Origin of the sequence: Chryseolinea soli (assembly GCF_003589925.1) — a bacterium.
Taxonomy (GTDB): Bacteria; Bacteroidota; Bacteroidia; order Cytophagales; family Cyclobacteriaceae; genus Chryseolinea; species Chryseolinea soli.
The window spans coordinates 5,797,541-5,822,447 of sequence record NZ_CP032382.1; the positions used below are offsets into that span (position 1 = coordinate 5,797,541).

The 24,907-nt window shown below is 50.0% G+C and carries 25 protein-coding genes; 14 read left to right on the forward strand and 11 right to left on the reverse strand.

The window, feature by feature from the left end; all coding sequences use genetic code 11:
* Nucleotides 1–51 precede the first annotated feature (51 nt).
* Nucleotides 52–2,766, reverse strand: coding sequence for an ABC transporter permease (locus D4L85_RS24325; RefSeq protein WP_119756755.1), 2,715 nt, complete (start codon nucleotides 2,764–2,766; stop codon nucleotides 52–54).
* A gap of 12 nt (nucleotides 2,767–2,778) precedes the next feature.
* Nucleotides 2,779–3,111, reverse strand: coding sequence for a PadR family transcriptional regulator (locus D4L85_RS24330; RefSeq protein ID WP_119756756.1), 333 nt, complete (start codon nucleotides 3,109–3,111; stop codon nucleotides 2,779–2,781).
* Nucleotides 3,112–3,385: 274 nt separating this feature from the next.
* Between D4L85_RS24330 and D4L85_RS24335 the strand changes: the two genes are divergently transcribed.
* The 11 genes from D4L85_RS24335 (at nucleotide 3,386) to D4L85_RS24385 (ending at nucleotide 12,667) form a co-directional block, all read left to right on the forward strand.
* Entirely contained in the window at nucleotides 3,386–3,709 is a 324-nt protein-coding gene (locus D4L85_RS24335) for an ArsR/SmtB family transcription factor (protein ID WP_119756757.1), read from the forward strand.
* Between the two features lie 6 nt (nucleotides 3,710–3,715).
* The gene (locus D4L85_RS24340; protein WP_119756758.1) at nucleotides 3,716–4,192 is read left to right on the forward strand and encodes an SRPBCC family protein; all 477 of its coding nucleotides are present in this window, start codon (nucleotides 3,716–3,718) and stop codon (nucleotides 4,190–4,192) included.
* A gap of 12 nt (nucleotides 4,193–4,204) precedes the next feature.
* The gene (locus tag D4L85_RS24345; protein ID WP_119756759.1) at nucleotides 4,205–4,585 is read left to right on the forward strand and encodes a DoxX family protein; all 381 of its coding nucleotides are present in this window, start codon (nucleotides 4,205–4,207) and stop codon (nucleotides 4,583–4,585) included.
* Between the two features lie 28 nt (nucleotides 4,586–4,613).
* Complete coding sequence (locus D4L85_RS24350; RefSeq protein ID WP_119756760.1) at nucleotides 4,614–5,003, forward strand: VOC family protein; 390 nt, start codon at nucleotides 4,614–4,616, stop codon at nucleotides 5,001–5,003.
* Between the two features lie 192 nt (nucleotides 5,004–5,195).
* Nucleotides 5,196–5,762: a DUF4256 domain-containing protein gene (locus D4L85_RS24355; protein ID WP_119758923.1), complete on the forward strand. Its 567-nt coding sequence runs from the start codon at nucleotides 5,196–5,198 to the stop codon at nucleotides 5,760–5,762.
* Between the two features lie 79 nt (nucleotides 5,763–5,841).
* On the forward strand, nucleotides 5,842–6,288 hold the full coding sequence (locus tag D4L85_RS24360; protein WP_119756761.1) for a hypothetical protein: 447 nt from the start codon (nucleotides 5,842–5,844) through the stop codon (nucleotides 6,286–6,288).
* 87 nt (nucleotides 6,289–6,375) lie between these two features.
* Nucleotides 6,376–6,957, forward strand: a complete 582-nt coding sequence (locus tag D4L85_RS24365; RefSeq protein WP_119758924.1) for a YdeI/OmpD-associated family protein — start codon at nucleotides 6,376–6,378, stop codon at nucleotides 6,955–6,957.
* A gap of 11 nt (nucleotides 6,958–6,968) precedes the next feature.
* Nucleotides 6,969–7,307 (forward strand): hypothetical protein, encoded by a 339-nt coding sequence (locus tag D4L85_RS24370; RefSeq protein WP_119756762.1) that lies wholly within the window; start codon nucleotides 6,969–6,971, stop codon nucleotides 7,305–7,307.
* Between the two features lie 105 nt (nucleotides 7,308–7,412).
* Nucleotides 7,413–8,843, forward strand: a complete 1,431-nt coding sequence (locus tag D4L85_RS24375) for an MATE family efflux transporter (RefSeq protein ID WP_119756763.1) — start codon at nucleotides 7,413–7,415, stop codon at nucleotides 8,841–8,843.
* A gap of 116 nt (nucleotides 8,844–8,959) precedes the next feature.
* The gene (locus tag D4L85_RS24380) at nucleotides 8,960–10,378 is read left to right on the forward strand and encodes a DUF1593 domain-containing protein (protein ID WP_119756764.1); all 1,419 of its coding nucleotides are present in this window, start codon (nucleotides 8,960–8,962) and stop codon (nucleotides 10,376–10,378) included.
* Nucleotides 10,379–10,573: 195 nt separating this feature from the next.
* On the forward strand, nucleotides 10,574–12,667 hold the full coding sequence (locus D4L85_RS24385; protein WP_160143970.1) for an outer membrane protein assembly factor BamB family protein: 2,094 nt from the start codon (nucleotides 10,574–10,576) through the stop codon (nucleotides 12,665–12,667).
* An 85-nt stretch (nucleotides 12,668–12,752) separates the two neighbouring features.
* On the opposite strand, the gene D4L85_RS24390 is transcribed toward D4L85_RS24385, so the two are convergent.
* Entirely contained in the window at nucleotides 12,753–13,115 is a 363-nt protein-coding gene (locus tag D4L85_RS24390) for a winged helix-turn-helix transcriptional regulator (RefSeq protein ID WP_119756766.1), read from the reverse strand.
* Between the two features lie 180 nt (nucleotides 13,116–13,295).
* Here D4L85_RS24390 and D4L85_RS24395 point away from each other — a divergent pair, with 180 nt between their 5' ends.
* Both D4L85_RS24395 and D4L85_RS24400 read left to right on the forward strand, forming a co-directional pair.
* On the forward strand, nucleotides 13,296–13,685 hold the full coding sequence (locus D4L85_RS24395) for a DoxX family protein (protein ID WP_228450610.1): 390 nt from the start codon (nucleotides 13,296–13,298) through the stop codon (nucleotides 13,683–13,685).
* A gap of 14 nt (nucleotides 13,686–13,699) precedes the next feature.
* Nucleotides 13,700–14,620 carry an SDR family oxidoreductase gene (locus D4L85_RS24400; RefSeq protein WP_119756767.1) on the forward strand — a complete coding sequence of 307 codons (921 nt, stop codon included), beginning with the start codon at nucleotides 13,700–13,702 and terminating at the stop codon, nucleotides 14,618–14,620.
* A gap of 34 nt (nucleotides 14,621–14,654) precedes the next feature.
* Here the strand turns inward: D4L85_RS24400 and D4L85_RS24405 are convergent, their stop codons facing one another.
* The 3 genes from D4L85_RS24405 to D4L85_RS24415 form a co-directional block, all read right to left on the reverse strand.
* A complete protein-coding gene (locus D4L85_RS24405) occupies nucleotides 14,655–15,392 on the reverse strand; it encodes an SDR family NAD(P)-dependent oxidoreductase (protein ID WP_119756768.1) in 738 nt (245 codons plus the stop codon).
* 49 nt (nucleotides 15,393–15,441) lie between these two features.
* Complete coding sequence (locus D4L85_RS24410; RefSeq protein WP_119756769.1) at nucleotides 15,442–15,840, reverse strand: (R)-mandelonitrile lyase; 399 nt, start codon at nucleotides 15,838–15,840, stop codon at nucleotides 15,442–15,444.
* A 171-nt stretch (nucleotides 15,841–16,011) separates the two neighbouring features.
* Complete coding sequence (locus D4L85_RS24415) at nucleotides 16,012–18,396, reverse strand: ABC transporter permease (RefSeq protein WP_119756770.1); 2,385 nt, start codon at nucleotides 18,394–18,396, stop codon at nucleotides 16,012–16,014.
* Nucleotides 18,397–18,582: 186 nt separating this feature from the next.
* Between D4L85_RS24415 and D4L85_RS24420 the strand changes: the two genes are divergently transcribed.
* Nucleotides 18,583–18,981 (forward strand): DUF1801 domain-containing protein, encoded by a 399-nt coding sequence (locus D4L85_RS24420; RefSeq protein ID WP_160143971.1) that lies wholly within the window; start codon nucleotides 18,583–18,585, stop codon nucleotides 18,979–18,981.
* Between the two features lie 101 nt (nucleotides 18,982–19,082).
* Here the strand turns inward: D4L85_RS24420 and D4L85_RS24425 are convergent, their stop codons facing one another.
* The 5 genes from D4L85_RS24425 to D4L85_RS24445 form a co-directional block, all read right to left on the reverse strand.
* Nucleotides 19,083–19,754, reverse strand: a complete 672-nt coding sequence (locus D4L85_RS24425) for a heavy metal transporter (protein WP_119756772.1) — start codon at nucleotides 19,752–19,754, stop codon at nucleotides 19,083–19,085.
* Between the two features lie 117 nt (nucleotides 19,755–19,871).
* On the reverse strand, nucleotides 19,872–20,735 hold the full coding sequence (locus D4L85_RS24430; protein WP_119756773.1) for a toxin-antitoxin system YwqK family antitoxin: 864 nt from the start codon (nucleotides 20,733–20,735) through the stop codon (nucleotides 19,872–19,874).
* Between the two features lie 54 nt (nucleotides 20,736–20,789).
* A complete protein-coding gene (locus D4L85_RS24435; protein WP_160143972.1) occupies nucleotides 20,790–21,674 on the reverse strand; it encodes a PAS domain S-box protein in 885 nt (294 codons plus the stop codon).
* A 395-nt stretch (nucleotides 21,675–22,069) separates the two neighbouring features.
* The gene (locus tag D4L85_RS24440; protein ID WP_119756775.1) at nucleotides 22,070–24,334 is read right to left on the reverse strand and encodes a xanthine dehydrogenase family protein molybdopterin-binding subunit; all 2,265 of its coding nucleotides are present in this window, start codon (nucleotides 24,332–24,334) and stop codon (nucleotides 22,070–22,072) included.
* Nucleotides 24,331–24,798, reverse strand: coding sequence for a (2Fe-2S)-binding protein (locus tag D4L85_RS24445; RefSeq protein ID WP_119756776.1), 468 nt, complete (start codon nucleotides 24,796–24,798; stop codon nucleotides 24,331–24,333). Before D4L85_RS24445 ends, D4L85_RS24440 begins: the two co-directional genes overlap by 4 nt.
* Nucleotides 24,799–24,907: the final 109 nt, after the last annotated feature.

The following is a 24,907-nucleotide window of genomic DNA, read 5'->3' on the forward strand; positions in this document are numbered from 1 at the left end:
ACTGACTACTGGCTACTGACTACTGGCTACTGAATACCGAATCCCCAAATTCTATTCGCTCCTCAACGACTGCGCCGGATTCATCATCGCCGCCCGTACACACTGATACCCGATCGTCAGCAACGCAATCACCAAAGCAATTCCTCCCGCCAGCACATAGACACTGAAACCAATCGTGGCCCGATAAGTATAGCTCTGTATCCACCATTGCACCCCATACCACGCTACGGGCGTACTGACGACAAAAGCAATGAGCACCAGCTTGCCATATTCCCTCGAGAGCAAGAATACTATGCTGTTGACGGAAGCTCCAAGCGTTTTCCGTATGCCGATCTCTTTGGTGCGCTGTTCGGCCGTGAAAGCGGCCAATGCAAACAAGCCCAGGCAGGCAATGATGATCGCCAGACCAGCAAAGACGCCGAATATGCTCGCCAGTCTTTTTTCGGCGTCGTACATTTTTCCATAGTCTTCGTCCAGGAAACTGTATTCAAAAGCATCTCCCGGCGCAAGTTTTTTCCAGTGGGCTTCAATATTGTCCAGTACGGCCTGTGTGCTTTTGCTCTTGAAGCGGAAGGCCACATAGCCGTTGGAACGTTGCAGGAACAAGGCCAGCGGCGCGATGTGTTCACGCATGTTGGCAAAGTGAAAATTTTCCACTACGCCGATAACGGTCCATGATTTAACGGAGTTGGGATCGGGCGAGCCATCGGGACGGTTTGCCGTAAAGGAGCTGATCTTTTTGCCCAACGGGTTCGGACCCATCTCAAATTTCTCTACGGCCGATTCATTCAACACCACGCTTTCGGTGGAATCGGATAAGAACTCGCGTGAAAAGTTCCGGCCCGTCTTGATGGTCATGCCCAAGGTATTCACATAGTCATAGTCTACGGTCCAGCCCTCCATCGACACCATATCTTCGACGTCATCGCCGGTAGGCACCTTGCCCTCGGGCCAATAGGTATTGTTGTTGCGCCACGTGCCGGATACAGGCAAGTAACCGGAGATCGTGGCGGCGGTGATAGACGTATTTTGAAGGAGTTCGTCTTTAAAAGCCTGAATGTGATTCTTGAGGTGGTCTGCCCCGTGGACGATGATGACCTGGTCTTTTCGAAATCCGATCTTTTTGTTCTGCGTGTAATACAGTTGCTTTTGGATGGCGATCGTTCCCACGATGAGGAAGATGGAGATCACAAATTGAAACACGACCAGGCTGCTTCGCACGATGCCGCTCTTGGTGCCCAGCGCAAGTTTCCCCTTCAACACGTTGACGGGTTTGAAGGAAGAGAGGAAGAACGAAGGATACAGCCCGGCCAGAAAGCCAACGATCACCAGCGCGGCAACCAACCCCACATAAAAAGCGGGCTGATCAAACGGCACGGAGAGCTTTTTCAGCGCGAGGTTGTTGAACACCGGCAGAAACAGCCAGACAAAGGCCAGGGCCAGCACAAACGAAATGAAGGTGAGGACAAACGATTCGGTCAGGAACTGGCGCACGAGGTGCGTGCGCAGCGATCCCATCACTTTGCGAATGCCCACTTCACGCGCGCGGTTGGCGGAACGCGCCGTGGAAAGGTTCATGAAATTGATGCAGGCCACAATGAGGATGAAGAGGGCAATGGCGGAAAACAGGTAAACATAGGTGATGTTTCCGTTGGCTTCGATGTCGCCTTCCAGGTCGGAATGAAGATGGATGTCGCGGACCGGTGTAAGCCAGTAGGACCACGAATTTCCCTGCGACTTGAATTTGTCCATGGTGAAATCGCCCTGCAGGGCGTCGGCCAACTGTGGCGCTACGTACTTTTCGATGAAGGCAGGGAACTTGGATTCGAGCTGATGCGGATCGGCCCCTTCGCGAAGCAAGAGATAGACGTTCATCCAGCCGCCCCCGATGAGACTCATGTTCTTGGCTTCGGGCAGCCCGGCGATGGACCGGAACATGTCATAGTGAAAGTGACTGTTCTCAGGAAGGTCTTTAAAGACCGCGGTGACGCGATGGCTCACATTGTCGTCGATGATCAGGAGCTTGCCGACAGCGTTTCCATCCGGGAAATATTTCGCCGCCATCGTGTGGCTGATGGCGACGGTGTTCGGTTCGGTGAGCGCGGTCCGGGCGTCACCTTCCAGGACGGGGATGGTGAAGACCGTGAACAGGGTGCTGTCGGCCCACACGATCTTTTCCTGGAAGCGTTCGTTGCGTTCCGGCAGGTGCACATAGCGCGGCCCCCAATCCCACAGCTTTGTTGTGGACTCTATTTCCGGGTAGTTCTGACGGAAAAGGTCGTCCAACTGGGCAGCGCCCAACGCAAGCCGCTTCTGCACGGCACCAAAACGCAGTGCGGTGTTGATGCGATAGATGCGGTCGGCCTTTTCGTTAAAGTTGTCATAACTCAGTTCGTGCTTCACAAAAAGCATGATGACGATACACGAGGCAATGCCGATGGCAAGCCCCACCACGTTGATGGCGGTGTAGAATTTGTTCCTGATGTGGTTGCGCAGGGCGAGGAGAAAGTAGCTCTTGAACATAGACGATGTTTTTGTTCGGATTTGAATGACTGTTTTTTGTGTTTCCAGCAGTCCATCGGTATTGCCGAAAGACCGCAGCGTAGCTTCATATGCGTCGATGAATTTTTTCCCGGAGCCCATCTGTTCTTCCACCCCCGCGCAGACGTGATCGATGATCTCGTCCTCAAAACCTTCCAGCACGATGCCCCGGTAGTGGAGATCCTTGATGATGTAGTCGATATGGTCTTTTGTCAGCTCAGCCATACGGTGAGGGTATCAGCTCATCTTTATCTGCAACACACTGCCCATCGTTTGAATAAAATCGACAAACTCGGCAACGCGTTCTTTCGCCTGGACTTTGCCGGGTGATGTGAGCGAATAATATTTCCGGATCCGCTTTCCAATGCTCACCACTTCAGTATTGAGCAAGCCATCGGCTTCCAGTTTATGTAGGGCAGGGTAGAGGGCGCCTTCGGTGAGGAGGATGTGGCCGTCGGAGAGCTCCTTCACGCGCTGGGTAATTTCGTAGCCGTACATCTTGCCGTGGTCTTTGAGGACTTTCAGCACGATGGTTTGAAGCGTTCCTTTTAACAGTTCAGGTGAATGCATAATAGATCAATACATAAGTGATTTATGTATAAGACGCCGGAGACGGCCGGCAGGTTGCACCTGGGTTTGGGTGACGCGTCGATATTTTATTTGATTCCTTATAAATAATTGATTATCAAATTGTTGAATAGATATTTTTTGCTGCGCAGGGCGTTGATACGTTCTCCTGGTCCTGCGAAAAAGTCCTCAGACCCTTTAGATTTCAAAAAAAAATTCAAGAAAAAATTGTGCAGTTAAGTAGCTGCGCATATATTTGCAGTCAAATAACTGCATAATGAAATCGAGAAGAGACGTATTCCAAGCCATTGCAGACCCTACCCGGAGGGCCATTCTCACACTGCTTGCGGTACAGGCACTAACGCCTGGAGCGATTGCCGACAATTTCAAATCGTCGCGGCAAACCATTTCCAAACACATTCAAATCCTGACCGAGTGCGACTTGCTTGAACAAGAGCAAAGCGGAAGGGAAATTTATTATCTCATCAACGCCAAAAAAATGAAAGAAGTAGCCGATTTCATCGAGCCATTCCGAAAGATGTGGGATGACCGGTTTAACAAGTTGGAGGCCATCATGAAGAAATACAAACCCAATAAATAAAACAGCATGGAGAAAAAAACAAAAGTCAATGCCGAAGAGGGCAAACAAGACCTGGTGATCACCCGGGAATTTGATCTGCCCCTGGAGTTGCTTTTCAGAGCCTATGTAGAACCCGAAATTGTTGAGCAATGGATGGGAACAAAGGTACTGAAACTCGAAAATAAACAGCACGGTGGTTATCAGTTTGAGACCACCGATCCAAAGGGCAACAAGCACCTGTTCAACGGGACCATTCATGCGTTCGTTCCGGATCAAAAGATCACGCGAACCTTTGAGATGGAGAACACGCCATTCGGTGTCCAACTGGAGTTCCTGGAATTTGAATCGCTCACGGAAGACACTTGCAAACTCACCATGCATGTTGTCTATGAGTCGGTTGCGCAAAGAGACCAGATGTTGAAGCTGCCCTTCACGCAAGGCATCAACATGGCGCACAACCGGATCCAAGACGTTCTCAGCAAATTAAAGTCACAAACCAATTAAAAACTAAACACTATGTTAAAGAGAAACAAAATCATCTATTGGGTTGCCACGCTCTGGCTGTCATTGGGAATGGTGGCCACGGGGATTGTGCAATTGATGAAAACGAAAGAAGAGGTAGATAAGATAACACAGGCCCTCGGGTACCCGGTCTATTTTCTAACCCTTCTGGGAACCTGGAAAATGTTGGGTGTTGTGGCCGTGCTCATTCCTAAATTTCCAGTCGTGAAGGAATGGGCCTACGCAGGATTCTTTTTTGCGATGTCGGGCGCTGTCTTTTCTCACATCGCCAGTGGCAGTGAGGGCAAAGAATTTTTCGGACCGATGTTGTTACTGGTCCTGACCGCGGTGTCGTGGTATTTCAGACCTGCGGATAGAAAAGTCGCGCTTAGTTAATTTAGAAACCACTTTAAAATATAATGTTATGAATGCATTTGATAAACTTGTGATGTTCAGCATGGCGGTAAAGGATATGGTCGCCGCCAAAGATTTCTATGCCGACAAACTTGGCTTTAAGATCACTTCGGACTACCGCCAAAGCGATAATCATTGGTGGGTATCGCTCGACTTTCCGGGTGGTGGAATGACGATCACCCTCACAACGGCCCACGAGAACATGAAGCCCGGGACGATGAAACTGTATCTCTCAACCCCGGATATTCAAGCGACCCACAGGCAACTTACGGAGAAAGGCGTTACGCTGGCGGGCGGCATAAAGGATGACCTATACGGTCCCGGATCAGGAGTCAAGTGGTTTAGTTTTAACGACCCGGACGGCAACCAATGGATTACGATGCAACCAAAATCCTGGTGATTCTAAAAACAAGGTGAGCCGCCCCGTTGTTACATCAATCCTGACGGTGATACCGTTGTACGGAAGCCCTTCGAATCATCATTTCAGTTATGATACACAAGAGTGATTTCCAGGATTGATGTATCTTTAAGTAAAGCCAAAACGACCGGAAGAATGCTTGTTCAACAGCCATAAAATAAAAGTATGAGCAAAATGAAGAACCCTAAAAAGAAATTGTCACCCGAGGAACGTGAAGAACTACTCTTGGCCTTACGAGCCCGTTTCGAAAAAAACATGAAACGCCATAAGGGTCTTGAATGGGCTAAGGTAGAAGCAAAGCTGGACGGAAATGCCGAAAAACTTTGGTCGCTCAACGAAATGGAAATAACCGGCGGCGAACCGGATGTTGTAGGCCAGGATAAAAAGACGGGCGAATATATTTTTTACGATTGCTCCGCGGAAAGTCCGAAAGGACGCAGAAGCATTTGTTATGATCATGAAGCCCTTGAATCCCGGAAGGAACATAAACCGGGGAACAGCGCGATTCAGATGGCGGCTGATTGGGGCATCGAGATCTTAACAGAAGAGCAGTATCGCGAACTGCAGAAACTTGGGGATTTCGATACGAAAACTTCGAGCTGGATAAAAACACCGGCTGAGATCAGAAAACTCGGCGGCGCTGTTTTCTGTGATCGCCGCTACGACACGGTATTCTTATATCACAATGGCGCGGAGTCTTATTACGCCGCCAGGGGGTTCCGTGGTGCGTTGAGGGTGTGAATTTTTTGCACAGCTAAGCTTGTGGAGTATCAATCCTTGATAAATTGTAACGATTTTTTTAGTTGACATAAAGCACAAAATGCATCTATCAAACACAAATGCAAAGATACTTCTGCTGGACACTCACCAAGACATTGAGGAGTATGCGGACGACTTGGTTACAAATATTCTCGATAAGAGGAATTTTGATTTTTTGACATACCCTCCAAACGCGGGATTGACAGCGCAAGAAATTGAAGAACTTAGAAAACTTGGCAACAACGAACATTTAAAAAGTGCGCTCAGAAAAATAATCGCAAACAACAGTGCTGGGGTTGTATTTAATATGCTGAACTTATTCGATGGAACGAGCTCTCCCAAAAATGACCATGGAGATTGGACAGGTTTACAGGTAGTGGATGAAGAACCCAATGATAGATCAGAGCCCGTTGGAGGTATGTTGCATGACAAGTTTTATGAAACGTATTGGGACTGGAGAAAGGTCAGGGGCGACAAAAATTGGAAATTGGACACTTATGAAGAATAAGTCTGGTACCGTTAGGTGAAGCGACAAACGATCACCAAACAAGCCAGATCTTTATAATTTAAAATGATATCTATGGCAAAAAGCAACATGAATCCTAAGGTCGACTGGTTTTTTAATAAAGCCAAAAAGTGGCAGGAAGAATATGACAAATTGAGAATGATCGTTCTTGACTGCGGGCTGACCGAAGAATTGAAGTGGGGTTGTCCTTGCTACACGTTCGAGGGTAATAATATCGTTCTCATCCATGGATTTAAGGAATACTGTGCGCTCCTGTTCATGAAAGGCGCCTTGCTAAAAGATGCGAAAGGTATTCTGATCCAACAAACGGAGAATGTGCAAGTGGCCCGCCAGATCCGGTTCACCGATGTTGAGGAAATAACGGGCCTGGAACCGGTCTTGAAAAGCTATATCAAGGAAGCCATCAAAGTGGAAAAAGCCGGTGTGAAAGCGCCCCTAAAGAAGACCTCAGAATTTAAGATGCCGGAAGAATTTAAAAATGTTTTGGATGGAACGCCTGCCTTGAAGAAAGCATTTTATGCACTGACACCCGGAAGGCAAAGAGGATACCTGCTTTATTTCTCCTCTGCTAAACAATCGAAGACCCGAGAGGCAAGGATTGAAAAAAATATGCCAAGGATTTTGAAGGGGAAGGGATTAGAGGACGAATAGCATACGCACCGATGAAGAAGGACGACCTGGAGTTTTTTATAACCGCCATGCCCCGTACGCGACCTGCTTATTACTATTTAGGTTGCTTAGACGGCTCGATTTTTATGGATTTTGATATTGGTGAGAACGAACGCATTTGTCTGAAGAGAATTTCCTTCGATGGATTTGGATGCTGCGACTTAAACGACCAGGCCATACCGATGGACGAAGTCGACTCCCAGACCTTCAAAGAAATAATCGACGCGCAATTATCCGACCAATCGCGGCTAACCTCCATTGTAAGGAAGACGATATTGAACAACCAGAAACTTATTTGGGAAGATGCTCTAAAGGAATATGGTCTCTCTTGAGACGAACAGACGCAATCGCCCCACATAATGTCGCATTTTTCCCATCTTCAACCCGGTTTTTGACGTTATGTTTGTATAAACACAAACACCTAATTTCGAGCGACCATGGAAATGCAAAAGAACCTCAGCGCTGAATTACCACACCAACCCGCGCAGTCTTTCTGGGCTGCACTCAAAGATGCCATCGCAGGATCGGAGGCGGACTACACGTCCATACCCCTTAAAAGAGCCATCTTGCTGCTGGCCGTTCCCATGATCCTGGAGCTCGTCATGGAGTCTACGTTCGCGGTGGTGGACATCTACTTCGTCGGCAAACTGGGCGCCTCGGCTGTAGCTACTGTAGGACTTACGGAGACTTATTTGTTTCTATTATATTCCATCGCCATGGGCTTGGCCATGGCGGTTACCGCCATCGTTGCGCGACGAATAGGGGAGAAGAATAGAGAGGAAGCGGGAAAGGCAGCTGTTCAATCCATCTTTCTGGCGGTGTTGTGTTCGGTACCCTTTTCTATCGCGGGCCTTTTCTTTGCCAAAGATCTGTTGAAACTCATGGGAGGAGATGCGTGGGCGATCGAAGAGGGATATCGCTATACACAATGGATGTTGGGGGGCAACGCCATCATCGTGCTGTTGTTTGTGATCAACGCGATCTTTCGCGGCGGCGGAGATGCGGCGATCGCCATGCGCGTGCTTTGGATCGCCAATGGTATTAACATTGTCCTGGTCCCCGTTCTGATCAATGGCCTGGGACCTTTCCCTGCGCTGGGCATACAAGGGGCAGCGATCGCTACCAGCATCGGCCGTGGCACCGGCGTGATCATCCAACTATGGGCGCTCTTCCGCAGTGGTAAACATATCCAGGTTAAACTTTCACAAGTCTACTGGGATGCAAAAGTGGCGCTGGGCATTATAAAAACTTCCCTGGGTGGAGTAGGACAGATGATCGTCAGCATGACCTCGTGGATCTTCCTGATGCGGATCCTTTCCGATGTGGGTAGCGAGGCCGTTGCAGGTTCCACGATCGCCCTGCGCATCATGATGTTTACCCTAATGCCCGCTTGGGGCTTATCCAATGCCGCAGCAACGCTCGTCGGCCAGAACTTGGGTGCAGGCCACGCCGAGCGGGCCGAGTCTTCTGTTTGGAAGATCGGTGTGTATAACATGGTGTTCCTGGTGGGCGTGTCGGCGATTTACTTTTTTTATAACGAATCATTAGTGAAGATCTTTAGCGATGACCCCCAGGTGATTCGTATCGGGGCGGAATGGCTGCGGATCCTTTCCTATTCTTATTTTGTCTACGGCTGGTGGATGGTTTCCGTACAGGCTTTCAACGGCGCTGGCGATACGAAAACACCAACCAAGATCAACGTCGTGTTTTTCTGGCTGATCCAGATCCCTTTGTGCTACCTGCTGGCCGTCAAACTAAATTGGGCACATTCCGGTGTGTTCTGGGGCGTATTCGTTTCAGAAACTTCCGTGGGACTCTTCACGCTGTGGCTTTTTTCCAAAGGAAAATGGAAGACGGTTAAGGTCTGAAATCACAGAAAGACTTTTTGGTCACGCAACACCATTGAAATAGCCGGCGAGGAACTGTGCTGTTGGTCAGGATAGTCTGTCCCAAATTGCTTATTTTGGGATCAAGTCCCCAGGTTATGAGAAAGCAAACGCTGCTGCTAAGTCTATTGTTGTTATTTGGAGTTGACACCGCCTGGTGCCAACAACCGGCAAAGAAACCCAACGTGATCGTGTTGACCGACATCGAAGCCGATCCCGACGACACGCAGTCGCTGATTCGGTTTCTGCTCTATTCGAATCAATGGAACGTTGAAGGATTGATCGCCACAACATCGATCCACCAGAAGTTGACCGTTGCTCCCGAATCGATCGCCAGGGTCCTGGAGGCCTACAAGCGGGTACTGCTCTATCTCACCATACACGACCCCGGTTTTCCCATGACCGATGTGTTGATGGCGAAGATAAAAAGCGGGCTGCCGGTTTACGGTATGGCGGGCGTTGGAAAAGGGAAGGATTCGCCCGGATCGGATTGGATCGTAAACATTTTGGAGCGGCCCGACAACGACCCGGTTTGGTTCTCGGTATGGGGCGGCCCCAACACGCTCGCGCAGGCGCTGTGGAAAATCAAGGAAGAGAAACAACCCGCGGAAGCCGCGCGGATCTTCAAAAAAGTCCGCGTCTACACCATTTCAGATCAGGATGACAGCGGACCGTGGATCCGGAAAAATTTTCCCGACATTTTTTATGTCGTCACACCCGGATACAACTACACCAACGCCACCTGGCTTGGGATGGCCTTTCCGTCGCCGGGAAGCAACACGGAGGTCACCTCCAACAAATGGCTGGCCGAAAATATCCAGCAAGGCCATGGCCCGCTGGGCGCCGCCTATCCCGACGTGGCCTATGGCATGGAAGGAGACACACCGGCTTTTCTGAACCTGATCGATAATGGCCTGAGCGATCCCGAGCACCCGAATTTCGGAGGCTGGGGTGGACGCTATGAATATTATCTTCCCGCGTTCACCGATTCGAACGTAGGCCCATTCAAGCGGGCGAACTGGCCGAAGGACGAACCCGAAACCCGGCCCATCTGGACGAACGCTTCCGACTCCGTGCTTTCGGCGCTCGATAAGAAGGTCCACTTCGGCAACCGGGAAACGATCTGGCGATGGCGGGAAGAATATCAAAACGATTTTGCCGCCAGGATCTGCTGGACCTCAAAAGATTTCACCGCCTGCAATCACCCGCCCATACCCAAGCTTGACCATGGCGACAAACTCACCGTGAAATCAGGAGAGCAATTTTATCTTTCTGCAAAAGGGTCGAAAGATCCCGACGGCGACTCGATGAGTTATTATTGGTTTTGTTACCCCGAAGCAGGAACGTACAGGGGTACCGTGAGCTTCAGGCCCTATGCCCCCAATTTGTATCGTCTCCCCGTTACCGCACCCGTTGTGAAGAAGGCCGAAACCCTTCACTTTATTCTCAAGGTTTCCGATAAAGGTTCGCCTGCGCTCACACGGTATAAACGGGTGATCGTTACGGTTGAACCTTGAGTTAGGATGGACGCCCAGCAGACAACCATGGGCACCTACACCGATGTTAGAAAAGTATCGGTTTTGAGAAGAATAGATGTAGCCATCCTGCCGCCATCTCTGTTACTTTGATCTTTGCGGATGGACAACAGCGCTCGTGCTGACGCCGGCCTTGAAGCTCCTTTTATCCGCCAATACAACCGCTATCGTAAATCCATGACGAATTCACGCATAAAACGGCTGCTCAGCGGCTGCCTCTCGTTGGCCTTCCTTTGGGCTTGTTCCCCCGACAAACAAAACACCGCTTCGACCTGGCCCACGTTCGGTCATGATGTTTCCAACAGCAAGTTCTCCGCGCTCACAGCCATCGACACGGCGAATGTCACGCAGTTGAAGGAGGCCTGGCGTTTTGAAGATAGTACAGATGGAGGTGGGGTCTACTTCAATCCCGTGATGATGGACAACCGTGTCATCGGCCTGATGCCTTCCAACAAACTGGTGGCCATGGATGCCGCTACCGGAAAGCGGTTGTGGGAATTTGCACCAGACTCATCCGACATCTCCAACTGGTCGAAGGGAATGACCTACCACGCGGGTAACCCTGACCGTATCTTTCTCATTTCCGGTGGCACGCTGTATTCCATCAACGCCGAGAATGGCACCGTCATGAAGGACTTTGGCCACAATGGACGCGTGGATTTCTACGAAGGCCTGGAGGTGACGGATGCGATGCGTGCGCAGGTGGCCGTCTCCAGCAATGCGCCCGGAGTAGTGTATAACGATCTCTTTATCGTGGGATGCAAAGTGCCGGATGAACTCCCCTCGACACCCGGCGATATCCGCGCGTTCAATATCAACACCGGCAAGTTGGAATGGGTCTTCCACGTGATCCCGAAACCCGGCGAGTTTGGCGCCGACACGTGGAGCCCCAACGCCCGCGAGCGCAACGGTGGCGCTAACTGCTGGGGCGGCATGGCGCTCGACGAAAAACGAGGCATCGTATTCGTACCGACGGCGTCGCCTTCTTTTGATTTCTATGGAGCGGACCGCCCCGGTCAAAATCTTTTTGCCAACTGCCTGCTGGCGCTTGAGGCAAAGACAGGCAAGCGCATCTGGCATTTCCAAACGACACACCACGATCTTTGGGACCGCGACAACGGCTCGCCCCCCAATCTGGTAACCGTCAAGCGCGATGGAAAAGCGATCGACGCCGTTGCGCTTGTCACGAAGATGGGATTTCTGTTTTTGTTCGATCGCGAAACGGGCGAATCTTTATTTGAGGTGAAGGAGGTACCGGTCGACACGGTCAGCCGCATGCCGGGAGAGAAACCCTGGCCCACACAACCCATCCCCGTGAATCCGCCTTTCGCGCGTCAGGGATACCAGGAAAAGTTCTTTGGGGGTTCGTCGGCGTGGATCAAAGAAGAGATCGCAAAAAACAAATACAAGACCGGCATATACGAGCCCCCGTCCATGGAGGGATCGATCATTCTCCCGACGGCCCACGGTGGATCCAACTGGGGTGGAGCGGCGGTCAACCCGCAAACGAACATACTCTTTGTCAACGCCATCGACATGCCCTGGATCCTGAAGCTTACTGATCTAAAAAAAATCCGAGAGGCCAACCAGCTCAATCCTGAAATATTATACAGGACCTACTGCAGCAGTTGTCACGGTGCCGATAAAAAGGGCGGCGCCGGTCCCGATCTGACGTCGCGCGCGAAAAACTACAAGAGCGCGCAGATCGCCAGCATCCTCCGGAAAGGAGCTCCACCTATGCCCTCGTTTAAATTTCTGTCCGAACAACAGATCGCTGCCATCGCCGCATATGTTAGGGACACGGTCGCGCAGCAGTCGTTCGAAACCGCCGGCATTCCGGAGAACAATGAACCGTATGGCTTCAATGGCTACAACTTTTACCTGGATCCCGAAAATCATCCCGCCATCGCTCCGCCGTTTGGCACCCTGACGGCCATCGATCTGAACACCGGCAACATCGTGTGGCAGGTCCCGCTCGGCGAGGACCTGCGATTCAAAAAGATGGGCATTCCAAATTCCGGCACCTTCAACCGCGGCGGCGGAATTGCCACCGCCGGAGGACTGATCTTCATTGGCGCGACAGACGACAACATGCTGCGCGCGTTTGATCAGAGGACAGGGAAAGTGCTATGGGAATATCAATTGCCGGGCATGGCCAGTTCGATACCTTCTACTTATGCCATTGGCAATAAGCAATACGTCGTGGTGTCGGTGAATGGTGAGCAGGCGAATAATTTCAAAGGGGGGTATATTGCTTTTGCGATTCCGTAGGACTTCAGGGTTCCCAATTTTAAGGCGGCTCGTAGTTCCCTGTTGAACAAGAGATCAACAGGGAAGAATATACGCAGAGGCTACTTCAAGCATGCCCGATGATCTTCTTCCGATGTTGCTCTCCCCATTTGTGCATAGCCACAATCACGTCGGTTAGTGTTTTGCTATAGGGGGTGAGCGCATACTCGACCGTAACGGGTCGGGTGTCACAAACCGTCCGGCTCACCAGCCCATTCATCTCGAGTTCTTGCAGCTCCTTTGACAAGATCCTCGGTGTAATTCCTGCTTCTCTCGACAATTCCCTGAACCTCTTTTTTCCATCCCGCAGTGTGGAGATGAGGATGAGCTTCCATTTTCCACCCACGACATCGAGCGTGTCCCGCAACGCGAGTCTTGCTTTTTTACAGGATTCTGCCGTGTGCTTTTTTGTTGAAGTCTTCTTGTCCATAGTATTCTTTTTGTAGGAAATATTCTTCTGTAATCAGTATCTTTTTTGTAACTACTATCCTTTTTGTAATCAGTATTCTTTTTGTAACCAGTATTTTTATTGTAACCGGTATCCTTTATGTAACAGATCACCAATGTACATCGTGCCGCTGTAGCTTTGTGTTACAAATCTAAAAAAAGAATGATATCACAAAAAGCGACTGCGATTACGGGCTGGATTCTTACCATCCTCTTGGCTTTTCTATTTTCGATGAGCGCCCTCATGAAATTAACCCTTAACGAAACGGGGCTCGTGCAGGCCTCCGCATTGGGTATAGAAGCCGGCACGTTTCGAATGATAGGGGTCATCGAAATTTTATCCGTGATCCTCTTTGTCGTGCCGCGCACCGGAGTGGCAGGTGCCCTTTTGCTTATTGCTTATATGGGCGGAGCCATTGCTACCCACGTGCAACACCAGCAATCCGTTGCAGGCGTTGTATTGATAGAAGTTTTGATCTGGCTTACGGCCAGCCTTCGATTCCCTGAATTGGGACGACGATTGATCCGCTATGGAGAAAAGAATTTAGGTTAATAAATAGTAAAACGATGAGCGCAAAGAAAGTAGTCGTAGCCGGTGCCACGGGTTCACTCGGCAGTAAAATCGTAAAAGCCTTGTTGGAACGAGGTGCTGAGGTAACGGCGATGGTAAGAGCCACGAGCAAGCGAAGTAAACTCGAGGAGATGGGGGTTAAGCATTTTGTCGTCGGGGACATGATGGACAACGCCTCGTTGCGGGAAGCGCTTTCACCAGGACGTAAATTTGACGCCATCGTAGCGAGCGCCGCTGGCTACACCCGGCATTCGAAGAGCGACAGTACAAAAACCGATACCATGGGATATCGAAATCTGGTGGATGCGGCAAAGGAAGCAGGCATCCCGAGGTTTGTGCTGATCTCCATTCTGGAGAGTGACAAGGCAGTGACCGTGCCACATTTTCACAATAAATACCTGACGGAAAAATACCTGGCCGAAAAGCAGCAACCCTTCGTCGCCTTGAGGCCCGGTGCTTTTTTCGACTGGGCCGATGATTTCATGCTTCGCAAAATAAAAAAGGGAATTGTTCCCATGTTCTTTGATAATGTGGATTATGGAACGATCTACACGCCCGACCTGGCCCGGTATGCTGCCATTGCAGCTACTTCGTTACCCGAGTCCGAAGTGAACACCGCCATTGATGTAGGTTGGGCTACACCGGTCAATGGAGACACGCTCGCAGCAGCCTTCGAAAAGGTGCTCAGAAAGCCGATGTTGGCAAAGGCCGTGGTGCCCGCTTTTGTAATTAAGGCGATCGCACCGATCTTCGCCATGTTCAGTCATAACATGAAGGATATGCTGGAAATGGTAAAATGGGTCAATACCGGCGTGTACGTGAGCCGAAACACGGAAAGACAGAAGAAACTCTTTGGCGATCTGCCGACGATTGAAGAAGCTATCACACGGTATTGCAGAGACCGGCATTTGATCTAAGCATCATCAGGCTCAAGATGGTGACCTACTCCAGTCACCGTCGGGGGAATGGAATGCCGGTCACCTCATGGCACACCTTTAGAAATCTTTCCCTCAGCATCACATCGTCTGCCTCGGGATTATGACGTTTTTCCTTTCGATGGTAAAGATAGCGACCGTTCACTTTAGCGTGATCATCATCGCTCACCGCAAGCCACGTCTGCGTCTCATAGCCTTTTTCAAGATCGTCAGGGGCACCCTGTCCACCCATCCTCGTTGGAACCCAGCCGGGATCTACGGCATTCGAATAAACACCGGTCCACTCATGGGCTACTGCCATGCATAGCATTAAAACATGCAGCTTCGAATCGGAATAGCTTATGCGATTGATGTTTGTTTTGAAGCTGTCGAGATTAGCCCGTCCCTGTAAATGCATTCCGGAGCTTAAGTAAACCAGGCGCTTCGGTTTTTGAATGAGACACGTAAGCAGATAGGGCGCTATGGTGTTGATAGCGAAGATCTCCTTCGCCGCGGTCTGATAAACTCCAGCGTTGTGAATCACGGCATCGAAGACGCCTAGGGCATTGACCTGGTCCGCAAGATTTTTTGTCTCTTCCATACTGGACAGATCTCCCGTCAAAACATGACTTGCCCCCTCAACTTTTTTCAAGGCTTCGCGACCGCGTGCTGCATTGCGCGCGTGCAGCACAACGTCGTGGCCCTGATTTACGAGTGCGTTTGCAGACAGCTGGCCGAGCCCGTCAGCTGATCCGGTGATAAATATTTTTGCCATCTGACTTCATGGGTTGGAGCAAGCATTTCTGAAGGCTCCGAAACCTGGTTCATTGTTTTTGATATTGTTCATCGGTGACTTTTTCCATCCAGTCAACCACTTTTCCGTTCAGTTGTTCCTGGACGGCGATGTGACTCATCGCGAGAGTAGGAGAGGCTCCATGCCAATGCTTTTCGCCGGGTAAAAACCACACCACATCGCCGGGACGGATTTCTTCAACAGGACCGCCTTCGCGTTGCACCCGCCCAAGTCCTGAAACTACGATCAACGTTTGTCCCAGGGGGTGTGTGTGCCACGCGGTTCTCGCGCCAGGCTCGAATGTCACCGTGGCCGCAGCGGCCCGCGCGTGCTCGTTGGGTTGGAACAAAGGGTCAATGCGCACAGTGCCGGTGAACCAGTCTGCCGGCCCTTTCCCGGAGGGTTGTGATCCTAATCTCTTGATCTCCATAATTAGTTTTTTTGAGTTAAGTGCTCTTGTTTTATAATGAAGCGGCGTGCCACTATTCGGGATTGAGTTTACACCCTAGCCAGCGCACATCATGTTCTAGCCTTGAATGCAGAGCAAAATTAAGATAAAAGCGTTTGTTGTCATTGCCGGTTAACGGTCTGCTTTCTTGTTCTACTCACTTTTTATGGAATCAATCGGATTTGCCAAGGCCGCTTTTATGGATCTAAAGCTCACGGCGAGCCCGGCCAGCACTGCCGATAACAACACGGAAAGCATGAGGATGTCGATCGGCATATTGATCCTGTAGGCGAAGTTGTTGAGCCATTGCTCCAAAAAGTAGTAGGAGGTGGGCAGGGCGATCAGAACCGCGATGAACACCAGGAGCATAAATTCTCCCGACAGCATGGCCGTGATCGCCGACACGGAAGCGCCTAACACTTTTCTGATGCCTATTTCTTTAGTCCGTGCTTCTGCCATCAATGAAATGACACCATACAGTCCAAGAAAAGCAAGGAAAACAGACAGCCCACAGAAGACCAATATAAGCTGGGAAAGTCTTTCATCCTGACGATACATCTGCCCAACGTGCTCATCTAACATGATAAATTCGAATGGAAGATGAGGCGCAACGGCCTTCCAGTCTGCTTCAAGGGAAGGGAGGGTTTTCGCTAAATCACCGGGCGCCACGCGGACGTATAGATATTCAATCTTCGATTTTGGAACGAGCATGATCAGCGGTGCAATCGTCGCGTGAAGGCTGGTGAAATGAAAATCTTTCACTACCCCAATCACTTCGCCGGTTTGGCTGTAGGACCGGATCTTTTTTCCGATCACCTCTTTTTTGTCCCAGCCCAGCATTTCTACAGCAGCCTCATTCAGGATAAATGAACTGCTATCGCGAAGCGGCTCGGTGAACGTCCTTCCCAGCGCCATTTCTATGCCCATGGTTTCCACAAAATTGGGGTACATCCGGAACATACTGATCATGCGGGGATCTTCCGAACGCCCTATTTCCTCAACCTCGGTAATGCCTTGTTGGCCATCAAATAGATCCCGGCTCGCGGAAACACCCAGCACATGGGCATTCGCGGAAAGTTTATTTCTCAACGACGCATAAAGCTTCCGCATCTGCTCGTCGGGAACGTGGAGGACAATGATTCCGTCTTTGTTGTAGCCCAGGTCTTTTGACCGGACAAAATCGATTTGCCTTTTAATGCTCAGGCTACCGGCAATTAACAGGGCGGTCACGAAGAATTGAAATACGATAATGACTTTTTTAAACGACAGCTTGCCGCTTCGTTGGTGAAAAGCGTTTGTTGCTTTCAGCGCCAGCTGCGGCTTTAACCGGGATAGAAAAAGGGCAGGATATAGGCCGCCAAGGCTGCCAATAAAGAAAATAAGAACAATATAAAGTGGAAGCCATTTGATATGCGTGGAGATCGTTAGCGACAGATCCGTGCCAAACAGATTTTCCAGCTGGGCAATTCCCACCTGCAGCATGATGATCCCGAGCAAAAGGCTGATCGCTGCGCCAACGATGGATTCAAAAATGAACTGAGAAAAAATTTCCGACCGACTTGACCCCAGGGAGCGCTTGACACCTGTTTCTTTGACCCGATAAATGGAGAGGGCAGTGGACAGGTTAGCAAAATTGAAGCATGCAATACCCATAATGAGAGCAGCAATGGCCGCCAGGCCGACCGTGTACGTGTAGTCCCCCTTGGTAGAAATGCCATCGCGCTCGAGGATGTTGCGTGAATGCAGGTAAACGTCCTTTACAGGTTGCAGTTGATAGTTGATTTTTCGGGCATCTTCAGGCGATCGGTACTTCCGGATGAATGCTGGAAATTTAGCTTCCACACTTGCTTTGTCAGTTCCTTCGCGCAAGCGGACATAGGTGGGAAAGGAGGTCCAGGCCCAACTGGTCAGGCTGATGGGTATACCTTTCGGCGGTGTAAACGTTTCAAAGGAGACGAGCACATCAAAATCGAGATGCGACTTGCCCGCCGGAAGTGTTACGCCGCTGACCTGCACAACGATGTCATTTACCTTAATGGTTTTATTTATCGGATCCTGATTTCCGAAATACTTCTTTGCAAAGGCTGTGGTGATCACCGCGGTATTTATTTCTTTCAAGGCGGTATGAGGGTTCCCCTGTGCAAGGGGAAAAGTCAATACGTTGAAAAAGTTTGAGTCGGCGTAGAATACTTTCGTTTCATAGAATTTCTTTTCACCGATCTCAATCAACACATCATCCGCGTGACGCAACCTGACGGCGGCTTCCACTTCCGGAATATCCGAGATGAGTGTTGGTGCCAGCAAAGGCGTGCCGGCGGCCTGCACTTGCGACCCCGTTGGGGTTTGCGTTACCGTGTTGAGGCGATAAACGTTGTCTGAAAGACGGTGAAACTTGTCGTAAGAAAATTCGCCGGACACAAAATGAAGGATGGCGATGGAAGAAGCAAATCCCAAGGCCAACCCTCCGATATTGATCAGTGAATAAATTTTGAATTTCCGCGCATGACGCCACGCGATTCGAAAGCCCGTTGTAATCATAGATAATATCAGAGCCTTCCTTTACTCCCGATACAACATACACTTTTTGTTGACAATCAGGCAGTTGAGCCCCTCGAGAAACAAGGTAACAACAGAATTCCAATGATCAAATCGAAAATATTCATGATGGCTCACTAGATTTGACCTACCATGCCGGGACCAACAAAAACCGTTGACATCGATCAAATGATCGCGACCCTTCCGCGCGATGAGCAAGTGCTGGTGAAGCGGCTCCGCGCACTGGTAACGGAATGCATTCCACAAGCCACGGAGAAGGCATACGACGGCCAGGTCATGCCGTTCTACACCCGGAACCGGCTGATCTGTTTTATCTGGCCACCTTCCATGGCTTGGGAGCCAAACGCAAATTTTGAAAAGCAAAAGGCGAAAGGAGTGGCACTCGGTTTCAACCAGGGAAGTCTGATGGCCAACGAGGATGGCGTGTTGCTGGCCGAGGGTCGTAAACAGGTTTATATGATGTATTTTAAAAAGCTGGACGATATTGACGAGCATCAGGTCCGTGCACTGTTGTTCGAGGCCGCTATGATCGATGGACAGTTTGCCAAAAAGAAGAAGCGTAAATGAACATGCCGAATGCGCTAACTCACATCCTGCAATATGATGCGGAAGCTCTTGCGATCCGGTAGCTGATTCGAGAATGAGCGCAGGGAGTCACTCAACCCAACCTAAGCCAGCAGACGTTTGTAGTGCGCTGTAATGAATTGATCAATGGAATCAAGGAATGCCTCCAATTCCATTTCGTCTAGGTCGATAATCAGGTTCTCCTGATGAGTGGATACCTGCACCTTGTGAAGGACATTTCTTTCATCGCGGATGAGCGTCAGGCGTTGGATTTCCTTCAGGTCGAATACACCCGATTTCTTGTTGTTCTTGTATTCAATGGCATGGTCGGTCAACTTCAGGAAGTCGTTGTAGTTATTGAGCCCGGAAACTAATTTGATCACGACCGGGATGACCGTGCAGAGGATTGCCCAGATGACAAATCGAACGATATGAACGTCGTAATTGAAATAGACAAACGCGAAGATCGCCGGTATGATACAGTAGATCAGCAGTTGTGTCTTTAGCTTGGTCCGGTGGTTCCTGAACACGACACCGTCTTTTCCTGGTTTTATCTTGATCGGGAACAAGAATTCCTCCCAAAGAACAAGCACCATAATGATGACCGCCATGCTGATGAGCAGCATGCCAAAGTAAGCGTCTGTTGTGCCATCCATCAGTTCGCGCCAGTGTGTTTCGAAGAGCTGCGACGACAAAAAGAACGATAAAACAAAGATCAATATTAAAAGTCCTACGCTGAATTCTACCGGATAGGTTGGCCGAATGATTTTTCCCATGATGTCTTAAATGATCAAAATAATTTGGGTGCGATTATAAGAAAAATATGATTTAGAATTTTTTTTATTTTGAAAGATTTGCCCGTCAAGCCGTTGAAGAATTTTCCGGCCAGATGTCTATTGCTCTACGCCATTCAAAAAAGTGGAGACCTTGCGTACGCTACCGTTTTCGTTGTAAAAAATGATGGTGCCATTGCCATTCCGGAGGGTGCCGGCGTCGCGGCGTTTGCCGTCCTCGGTGAAATTGGAGACCACCTCCCATTGAAGACCGTCCTTGTCGATCTGTTCAATCCAGAGTTGGCCATTAGGATAAAAATACTTTCTCGGGCCGTGGAAATTATCGTCTTTGAAGTTCACTTCTTCCATGACTTTTCCGTCCGGGTAATACTCGCGCCCCACGCCATTGCGCTGGCCATTTCGTATCGTCAGGATTTTCTCGAGCGTACCATCTGGGCGAAGGGTGTGTTCTATATAATGCTGCGAACTGCCAAGATATTCACGTTCGTCTTTTATCGTGCCGTCGATCCAGTACTCGCGGGCAATACCCTGTAAGCTATCGTTTTGAAAGGTGCGTAGAGACGCCAGGGTTCCGCGAAGGGTATACTCCCGCCACTCGCCATTCAGGTGATCATTCTGATATTGTTGTTCCCAGATCTTGTAACGGCGCTGACGATTGACGCTATCGATCACATACACATTAACCTGCCCTTCCTTTTTGCCGTTTTTCCACGTGCCTTCAAAACACAAGAGCGTTGGACCCGAAATTTTTATGACGGTCGTGTTGTCATCGTCAATATCCCACAGCACCGCGTTTGTTTCAAGATAGGAAACGACCTTTCCGTTTTTCTTGGCGGCATTAAAATCCTTGAAGGTCCCGTCGTTCGTGCTCAACAAATGTTTAGTGGCGTAACGAGGCGATTGTGCCATAACGGAAGCACTCGTCAATAGAAAAATTACAGTCAGTCTAAAGGGGGACATCATTCTGGTTAGGTTAAAAAAAGCAGTTTGTTAGGGCGAGGGTTTTAATTTGTCTAATCAGCTATTCTTATACTTCGTAATGTCCAAAGCAACCCCCACATAGTTCCCATTGGGCAACATCGAATTCACCCAACTGAACCATACCTTCTTTCCATCTTTTGTAGATAGACTGGTTTCCATCGACGCGATCTCCTTTGGAAGAATGTTCGGATAATTCAAAATGTAATCGCGGCTGATCCATCCGTCCCGCAAATTCTGTGAACTCCACCAACCGTCCTTCACCAACTCTTTCGGGTCGTAGCCCAGAAGATTTTGTACGGAAGGACTGACAAAAACAATTTCACCCGCCTTGTTCGCAACAATGGAAAGGACGTTGAGCTTTTCGAGATTGGAATGCGATTTTTTTACACTCGAAATAAGTTTCAGCCGGACGGTGATCACAATGCCGAAGACACCGAGGGCGATGATCAAATTTAAGAAAGCCATCAAATTCCCATTGCTCAAATCCGTACCCGGATACGCAAACATAGAGGCCAGCACGATGATAACACTCTGTACCCCGTAGTAGAACAGACTGTTGATAATGACCGAACTGGCGCCCACCACCAAGATCAAAATAATAACGGCATTGGGATCGAATCGATTGATCAGCACAAACGCGATGACATAAAAGAGCGTAGACAGATACAGGAAAAGGGAAAAGTAGGAAAGCACGATGCCTCGCTTAAACCTGAAATAGGTAGCAACAAAAGCTAGGGATCCCAGTCCGATGATCGTCCAGCGCACTTCATCCAAATCGGTGAGGCCCGGTAGAAAGCGATCATAAAGCAGTTTGGTCACGGCGGCGGTAACGGTAAACAACGCGATCACCAATCGCACAGAGCCGATCGATTGTCGCAACAAGACTTTGGTAACGAACGGACTGGTAGGTTCCTGGTTCATAGGGGTATGATAAAAGCCAACCATAAGGTTAGTGAGAGTTTTTTCAACTAAAAAATCAAAGTATTGACAATTATTACTCCGGTGTTGATTCTAGCCGGGTGGTTGGGCTTTATGTTGGCTATTGTTGTAATACTCTGTTTTTCAGTGATTTATGATAATTTCAAACGCCAGGCAGCGACGCTTTTGACGGAATATAGGGATAGCAGATTGAGATTTTAGGCCCGGCTTTTCGAAAGCAGGAGGCAACGAGCGAGTGCAGCGCAGAATGGAGCTTATTGTTTGGGCGTGATCTGTGCGAGATCTGTTTCGCAGGTCCTGTATAGAGCGACTTCCCGCACGGCCAGATCATCCGTTACCGAATGATCTGGCCGTATGGGGAATCCACGATTAATTTATTAGGCTAGCCTTACCGGTAACTGCCTGATCCGTTTTCCGGTTGCTGCAAAAATAGCATTGCAGAGTGCCGGTATGAGGGGAGGCACGGGCGGCTCGCCTACGCCGGTAGGCTTCTCGTTGCTTTCTATAAGATGAACGGCGGTCTCGAAGGGTGCATCCGTCATTCGGGCAACCTGGTAGTTATGGAAATTGGATTGCTGAACGGCTCCCCCGGTTACCGTAATTTCACTTTTCAAGGCAAGACTCGCGGCAAACGCTGCGCCTCCCTCAAACTGTGCTTTGATCCGCTCCGGGTTCACCGGAATGCCACAGTCCACCACATAGTCTACCTTGGGGATCCTGATCTTGTTATTGGCATCAACGGTGACCTCGACTACGCAAGCCACATAGGTGAGAAAACTTCTATGCGCAGCGAAGCCCTGGCCACTTCCTTTGGGAAGAGTTTTTCCCCAATTTGATTTTTCCTTTGCCGTTTCAATCACCTTTCGAAAGCGTGCCGTGCTCCAGGGGAAGTCTTCCAGTTTTTCGCCGTAATTCCAGAACTCTGACGTAAGCGCACTGAAGTCGATGGAGCGGTCGCTTCCGAGCAGGTCGAGGGTGTTTTGAATCGGATCAACACCCCGGGCATGCGCCACCTCGTCCAACGTACAGCCTACCGCGTAGGCATGATGGATGTTGGCGACAGACCTCAGCCACCCAATGCGTGTCTTGACGGTGGCTTGCTGGGTTTCGCAGCAGACGTTGTCGATGGCATAGGGCATGTCGATCATCCCCATGCTCAACTCCGCACCGCTGGCCTCTTTGGCCTTGCTGTCCGAGGTTCCGTCAATGGGAGGGAACACAGACCGGTGCAGCCAGGAGGTGACTTTGCTGTTTTCATCGATGCCCACTTTCAAATGCTGGGCCGCCGGGAAGTGATAGAAATCATGCTGAATGTCGTCTTCCCGTGTCCACAATATTTTTACGGGAGTGCCCATCGTTTTGGAGATCAGGGCGGCTTCCACCACGAAATCCGGTTTTGACTTGCGGCCAAAGGCGCCGCCTAGAAGCGTAACGTTAACCGTCACTGCTTTTGGATCCAGCTTCAAGGCTTCTGCCAACGCTTTCCTCGCCCCTTGTGGATCCTGCACGGGAGCCCAGACCTCGCATACGTTGTCGTGTACGTGGGCCAATGCACAAGGTGTTTCCATCGGAGCATGCGAAAGCAGCGGGACCATATAGTCGACTTCGATTACTTTTTTTGCGTTCTTCAGGGCACTCTCGACTTGTCCGTTTTCTCTTCTTACTTTCCCTTTTGTCTTGGCGCGTTGCAGCATGTCGCCATTGTAGGTGTGGGAGTTGTAGTCTGCGTTCGTGCCTTTGTTCCAGGTAACGTCGAGCGCTTTGCGGCCTTCCAACGCGGCCCAGGTGTTTTCGGCAACGACCACGACGCCGCCGAGGGGTTTATTTAATGTGGTAGGAAAGCCCGGCGGGTCCAACGTGAAAATTTTTATGACGCCCGGCACTTCCATCGCCTTATCGGCTTTAAAAGACTTCAGCCCCGCGCCGGGTTCAGGGTTGCGCTTGATCACGGCAATTTTTGTGTTCGGAAGATGATTGTTGTCGAAACCGAACTTTGCTTTGCCCGTGACAATGGCCTTCAAATCAACAATGGAACTTTGTTTTGATATGTACTTGAAATCTTTTGGCGATTTCAGCGTGATCTTGCTTTCTTCGGGGATGGGCAATGCCGCGGCTTTCTCCGCGAGGTATCCGAAGCCAAGCGATTTTCCGGAGGTATGAACTACCTCGTGATTTTGTGCCTTGCACTCCGATACGTCAACGCCCCACTCTTTTGCGGCAGCCTGTTCCAGCAATAGGCGCACCGTGGCACCCGCCTTCCGCAGGGGCGTGAAAAACATGCGCACGCTATAGGAACCGTCTGTATTTTGATCGCCGTATTTCTCATCGCCGACCGCCTGCACCACCTTCACCCGGCTCCAGTCGGCCTCCATTTCATCGGCCATGACCAGGGGAAGACTGGTCCGTATCCCTGTTCCCATTTCAGACCGGTGGGCAATGAGCGTAACATCGCCATTGCCGTTGAGGCTGATGAACAGGCTTGGCGAAAATACAAAGTCAGGATTGCCCGTGAGTTTTTTGGAGGTGTCCGAACAACTGAAGCTGAGGCCCAGCAACAATCCCGACATGCTCATGGAAGTGGATTTCAAAAAGTCGCGGCGGCTGACTTTAAATATTTTGGACTCGTTTATTTCTGTTTTCATTTTGCTGCTGTGTTAGAGGCCCGCTTAATGGCTTTCCGGATCCGTTCGTAGGTGCCGCACCGGCAAATATTGCCCGACATGGCGGTTTCAATATCCTTGTCGTTCGGTGCTGGATTTTTTGACAGCAGTGCAACGGCCGACATGATCTGACCGCTTTGGCAATACCCGCATTGGGGAACATTCTCATCCATCCAGGCTTGCTGCACCGGGTGAACTTTTTCTTCGGACGAGATCCCTTCGATGGTGGTCACTTTCTTATTTCCGATCGTGGAAACCGGCGTCGAGCATGACCGGACCGCAGTACCATCGAGGTGTACTGTGCAGGCTCCGCATTGGGCCATGCCACAGCCGTATTTTGTTCCTGTAAGACTGAGGTTATCGCGAAGGACCCAAAGGAGAGGCGTATTGGGAACGGCTTCCACCTCACGGTTTTCACCGTTGACGATGAGTTGGTATGTTGCCATGATGAAGGAGTTGAATTTTTTTGAAGTTAATGAAATTAAAAGAATGGTACAAAATGATCGGAGCGTAGAAATAGGAGGGCAGGGAGGTGAGTGGAACGGTACTCAATCG